Raw genomic sequence first — 5793 nt, 5'->3', positions numbered from 1 at the left:
CGTTTTGTGCAAAAACTGTACTCTGTTGCCAAAAGTACGGCCAGCTTGCTCACATTCCCAAGGTTAAGCGGGATTTAAGGATCCATAGGGAATGTCGTGGTTTTCGTACTTTTTGCGTGTCAGGATATGCCTTTGCCACAGTTGCACGACCGAACCTTCAACGGTATCGTTCCCTGTTTTCCTGCGGCGGCTGCCGCCTGATACACGGTATAGAGGTTCTTTTCCCCATGTCCGTCGACCTGGATCACATTCAAACGGTCTATGCTGAAGCAGACTGCCTGTTCCCGGAAGCCCAGGTGGAAGCCGCGATTGATCGCGTTGCCGCCGAGATCACCGAGGTACTGGCCAGCACCAACCCACTGGTTTACACCGTCATGAATGGCGGCCTGGTGTTCGCCGGGAAACTGCTGACCCGCCTGAACTTCCCGCTGGAATCGTCTTACCTGCACGCGACCCGGTACCGCAACACCACCAGCGGTGGCGAACTGGACTGGAAAGTCCCTCCTGCTCAGGATATGAAAGGCCGAACCGTGTTGATTGTTGACGACATCCTGGACGAGGGCCACACCCTCGCCGCCATCGTTGACTTCTGCAAGGCTCAGGGTGTTGAGCAAGTTCTGACAGCCGTTCTGGTTGACAAGCTGCATGACCGCAAGGCGCGTGAAAATATGAAGAGCGACTTCACCGGGCTGGATGTAGAAGACCGCTATCTGTTCGGCTATGGCATGGATTATCAGGGCTACTGGCGTAATGCGCCGGGCATCTTTGCACTCAAGGGCGCATAACTCTCGCCCGCTAATAAAAAAGCCTGCTGATGCAGGCTTTTTTATGTCGGATTGTCAGATCACTAAAACCATTTCGACACAATAAAACCACTAATTGCTATCACACCCGATGCTATCGTAAACACATCAAACACCGGGTTACGATAGTGCTTCAATTCCGGAATCGTGTAGTAACCGTATACCGGCATAAAAAACAGAATCACCGCCAGCAGCGGTGCCAATAACCCTTCGATCACACCAATCACACTGAGATTGAGGCATGCAGCCAACCAACAGCTCAGAAATATGAGCACCTTGGCAATCCGCGTACTGGCATCACTATGCACAGGAATCGATGTGACCCGTTTGGCCAGCAACGTAAACAAACCGCCAACCCCCTCAATTGACCCCATGTAAACACCAAAAAACGAGCTGGTAATCGCCAGAAACGCAATCACTGAAGCAATCAACGCAAAAAAACCTGCCCCTTCACGGCTGGCAAACACACTCAATACAGGCACATTTTCCTGCAAGGCAACCTGTATTTCAGCGGGGGTCAATGACAGCACACAGGAAAACACAAACAACATCACAACAAGCAGGAGTGAACCGGCATTCACCGCCAGAATCCGATCTGTCTTTCGGGCACATAACGCCGTATCACGACACACCATGCGATAAGCCTGCGCAAAAGCCGAACAGGCCGGCGAGTGATTAAAGGAAAAAATCAGCATGGGAATAATGACAAATGCAGACATGGCCAGCTCAGTAGGTGCCGGCATCAAAAAGAGATGATCCAGATGCCACTGGGGAATCAAATACAGCGAAATACCGATAAGAATAACCACCAGCGGCATCACCAGCGATTCCACCGCCGATAACACCCAGCGCTCCCCCTTACTGATAACCATGACCAGCACGGCAAGCAAAATAAAACTGATCACACTGCGATGGGGCACCGACCACTCCAGCTGATACCGGAAGAATTGCTCCGTGACATTGGTTAACCCTATGGCATACAACAGCAGTATGGGATAAATGCTGAGAAAGTAGGCCAGCGTTAACAAACTGCCCGCCTGCTGACCAAAACGGTCGGTCATGGTCGCGGTAATATCTGCATCGGGACGTTCAGCCGACAGACAGAATCTCGTCAGATTCCGGTGGGCAAACCAGATCATCGGCCCCGCCAGCAGCGCAATAATCACCAGAGGAATAAACCCGACACGCCCGGCATTGATGGGCAAATACAACACGCCCGCCCCTACTGCCGTACCGAATAAATTGGACAACCAGCCGGTATCCCGGCCAGACCAGCGCAGCACATCACTCTCTGACGAAACAGAGCAAGTGGTGCTAGATGAGGGGGTATCTTGTGCAGACATGCGTCCAGTATAGCCACACAACTGTCTTGAAACGGTTTCCACGACGATTTTTTCTGTTTATATGCGCGGTTGCAGTTTTTTTCCTTCACCCTACAATCGATCACCATAAATACCACAACCAATGGCAGTCATAACCCATGAACAAAAAAGACAAACAAAAAGTCATCGGTGAAACACTGAGCAATGAGCAGCTGAAAACCTTTCTGACACTTGAGCCTGCCGACCACACCCATCCGGATTACCACATCCTTTTGCGGGCTTACCGTGCTTTGACAGCGGAGAATTTCGCACGCTTCCTCCACTTTTTTGTGGAAGAAGGCAAAAACCTTCAAGCCCCCGGCCCAGACCAAGGCACCATCGCCGACCTGGTCAGCCAGCATAAGCAATCCGCCGATTACCTGAAAGCCCTGCAGACGCTTAGCAGCTCCTGACAAGAAGACTACGGAACGCCCTGCCAGCAGGGCTCGCCCCACGCATAACCCGGCAGACTCCCCCGGAACACCTATACTGTCATCTCATCTTTTCGACAGTGTATTCTTCAAACCATGCCGTATCGATCCATCAAACACGCCTTACTATTAGGTTGCTTAAGCCTGCTTATCAACACTCATCTATTTGCCTGCGAAGGAGCAGCAACCGATAGCAATAGCCCCTGTGCTAAGAGCGAAAACCAGACCATAGCCTCGCTGGCCAAGTATCAACAACAATATCCGGACATAACTTACCAGGAACTGCGACAGCTGCTCCCCACAGGCAAAGTGTTACTGGTTGATGCCAACCGTCCAGAAACCTATGCCAGCGGACATATTCCCGGCGCCATCTCATTTAATGACAAAGCCAATCTGAGAACCCACCTTAAATACCCGAAAAATATGACTGTCGTAGTCTATTGCGGTGGTTCCCATTGCATTGCCTGGCATAGCGCCGCCGACTGGGCAGCTGCGGAAGGCTTTCAGAATATTCGCCATTTCAGCGCAGGCCTGAGAGGATGGAAGCTGGAAGGCGGGGAAGTGATTGCCATGAACAGCAAAACACTCCAATAACAAAAGAGGCCGCATTAGCGGCCCCTTAACATCAGCAGATAATCACTTATTCATTATGCATGTCAGCATTAAACGCCGCTTCATCAAACTGACAGCCTAGATGACGCACAATTTCACGCAGGTCATTTTCCGCGTTACCCAGACAGCTGGTACCACCCGGTGAGGGCGTCATGTTAAAGATAATGCCGGTGCCTGGATTAATCCGGGCTTCACCCAGCATCAGCTCCTTATTGGTTTTATCGATCAACTGAGGGCGAATCCCTCCAAAACCGGATGCAAATGTCACATCGCTCAGCTGCAGCGAAGGCACAATTTTCCTCGCGTCTTTAAGGAAAAGGCGTCTGCGCACCCAGGGAATCTCAAACAGGAAATTCTTGAAAATATAGTTCCGGATATCCTTCACCTTGAACAGATCCCAGAACACCTTGAACACCGCACCATCCAGCTTGAGCACCTTGAAGAACTCAGGAATGGTCCGGGGATTATAGCGCTCCAGCATGGGCAGGATCAGCGCTGTCGGCCCAAAGCGGGTTTTTCCTTCCACCAGCACATCGGGATCACCGTGAATTGCAGCAAACGGTAGTTTATCGTTCTGAACGGTATATACCTTGCCGTTCAACACCCGCGGTGTGAAATAGAAGCTACCTGCCATCGGTAAGCAGGAGAAGTTAAGACCATAACCCATCTGCTGGGCCAGCAGGAGACTGTGTCCGCCCGCACACACCACAACAAATTTGGCTTCATAGACACCGTTATCCGTCACAACACGATGCAAGTCACCGGACTTCTCTATGTTTTGCACCTGGGTATTCAGGTGGACATCGATCGTCTTACCCTCAACCTCTTTGGCCTTTTTCACAAAAGCCACCGAGAGCGCCTTGTAATCGACCGCGGTATACTCATCTGTGATAGCAATCGCCGCCAGCTCTTCGGGCCGGTATTCATCGCCAACCTTGGCGACTGCAGGCTCTATTTCAGCAATACCCTCTTTATCCAGCAGCTGCATTTCAGGGTAGTGCTCGCGGAAAACCTTGAAACGGTCACGAATAAACTGGCTTTCCTTCTCACCAACCCCCAGCACCATTTTCGGGTATTTGAAAATAATGCCGTCACGCTCTTCCGCTGGCAGCGCCTTGGCAAAATTCACCAGCATGCTGGCCGTGCGCTTGACCTTGACGGCCTTTTCCAGGGTGTAATTGGTTTCTATATCACCACAATGGATGGTTTGGCTGTTATTGGTGCCCTTGGAGTTGACGGTGGCAAAATCACTGTATTTTTCCACCAGACCTATGCGACCGAGATCCGTATAACGGGCCAGCTCATACAGAAGGGCAGTTCCCGAGACACCACCACCGACGATCAGTACATCGTAACTCTTTACTGTCATAGTTGCTGCTCTCTGACACAAATCCTGTTCATCAGCCCCCCGATGGGAGCAAGCAATCATTCTTGTTAGCGACCACTATCTTCTTATCCCTTGTTCTTGAGCCTTCGCCTGTCCATGGAGGCTTTGTCGGAGCACATTATATATGAATACATGCGTTTTTGGTCTTAAGAGCGCAACAGATATATGTATTTATCATTAAAAATGCGCGAAAAACCGGAGAATAACGCCTATCTAAACCCTAAATCCGACACCCGACAGGGCTCACAATCTAAACGATAGTGCATATCCAAGCCGCCTCCGCGACTGCAGAGCAATTTATTGCCAGCCAGTGGAACAATCTCACGAAACACTGACTCCAAGCCTCTGGCGACAAGGAGCAGATAACGATGACAAAAGGCAAACACCCAAATACCAGGAACCAACCCCCAACCCCCTCTCAAGCGGCAGCGCTATTGGCCATTGCCCTGCTATTCACATGTATGGGGGTATTAACCTCGTTGAACGATGTACTGATTCCCCACCTCAAGGAGGTCTTCAGCCTGAGCTATCAGGGCGCACTCCTGATCCAGCTGATCTGGTTTTCCGCCTTTTTGCTGCTTTCAACGCCGGCCAGCCTCGTGATCCGCAAGACCTCCTACCAGTTCGGCATGACCACTGGCTATTGCCTGACTTCGGCCGGTTGCTTGCTTTTCCTGCCCGCCGCCTGGACACGCTGTTATCCGTTGTTTCTGCTGGCCCTGCTCGTCATTGCTGCCGGTGTATGCTTTTTACTGGTCGTCAGCAACCCCTATGCGTCAGCACTGGGAGACAGCCGAACCATTCATCGTCGCCTGATGATACTTCATGGTTTTTTTGCCGTTGGCATGACCCTCGCGCCCTGGCTGTCAGGACCCGCCATTCTTTCCTATCCACCTGTTACCCATGAGACTCAACTCGTGATAAGCGATCGCCTGTCACTCGCAGAAACCGTTATCGAGCCCTACCTGCTGTTAGCGACATGCCTGGCCGGAATCGCCTTTCTGACAGCAAGACAACACCTCCCCGACATCTTTCAGAAAGAACGCGAGCGCAAACCTGATGCGAGAGAACACAATTTCAGAGAGCACTCGGCCTGGCATCAGCGCCACACCCTGCTGGTGCGTATTCTGGCACAACTTGAACACCGATTCTGGTAACTCTTGAACACCCATTCTGGTAAGTCTTGAACACTGATTCTG

General features: G+C 51.4%; 6 protein-coding genes. 4 read left to right on the top strand and 2 right to left on the bottom strand.

Annotated features, from left to right (window positions below):
* The first annotated feature begins 227 nt into the window (after positions 1-227).
* A complete protein-coding gene (locus ABD892_RS12000; RefSeq protein ID WP_345195934.1) occupies positions 228-785 on the top strand; it encodes a hypoxanthine-guanine phosphoribosyltransferase in 558 nt (185 codons plus the stop codon).
* Positions 786-847: 62 nt separating this feature from the next.
* On the opposite strand, the gene ABD892_RS11995 is transcribed toward ABD892_RS12000, so the two are convergent.
* Complete coding sequence (locus ABD892_RS11995) at positions 848-2146, bottom strand: amino acid permease (RefSeq protein ID WP_345195931.1); 1299 nt, start codon at positions 2144-2146, stop codon at positions 848-850.
* Positions 2147-2283: 137 nt separating this feature from the next.
* Here ABD892_RS11995 and ABD892_RS11990 point away from each other — a divergent pair, with 137 nt between their 5' ends.
* Together ABD892_RS11990 and ABD892_RS11985 are read left to right on the top strand one after the other, a co-directional pair.
* Complete coding sequence (locus tag ABD892_RS11990) at positions 2284-2577, top strand: PA4642 family protein (protein WP_345195930.1); 294 nt, start codon at positions 2284-2286, stop codon at positions 2575-2577.
* Between the two features lie 114 nt (positions 2578-2691).
* Positions 2692-3189: a rhodanese-like domain-containing protein gene (locus ABD892_RS11985; RefSeq protein ID WP_345195928.1), complete on the top strand. Its 498-nt coding sequence runs from the start codon at positions 2692-2694 to the stop codon at positions 3187-3189.
* Between the two features lie 46 nt (positions 3190-3235).
* Here the strand turns inward: ABD892_RS11985 and ABD892_RS11980 are convergent, their stop codons facing one another.
* Positions 3236-4576 (bottom strand): FAD-dependent oxidoreductase, encoded by a 1341-nt coding sequence (locus tag ABD892_RS11980; RefSeq protein WP_345195927.1) that lies wholly within the window; start codon positions 4574-4576, stop codon positions 3236-3238.
* A gap of 386 nt (positions 4577-4962) precedes the next feature.
* Here ABD892_RS11980 and ABD892_RS11975 point away from each other — a divergent pair, with 386 nt between their 5' ends.
* The gene (locus tag ABD892_RS11975; protein WP_345195925.1) at positions 4963-5751 is read left to right on the top strand and encodes an MFS transporter; all 789 of its coding nucleotides are present in this window, start codon (positions 4963-4965) and stop codon (positions 5749-5751) included.
* Positions 5752-5793 lie beyond the last annotated feature (42 nt).

Origin of the sequence: Kistimonas scapharcae (assembly GCF_039540975.1) — a bacterium.
GTDB lineage: Bacteria > Pseudomonadota > Gammaproteobacteria > Pseudomonadales > Endozoicomonadaceae > Kistimonas > Kistimonas scapharcae.
The sequence above is the reverse complement of the archived record's forward strand: the minus strand, read 5'-3'. Positions and strand labels throughout refer to the sequence as shown.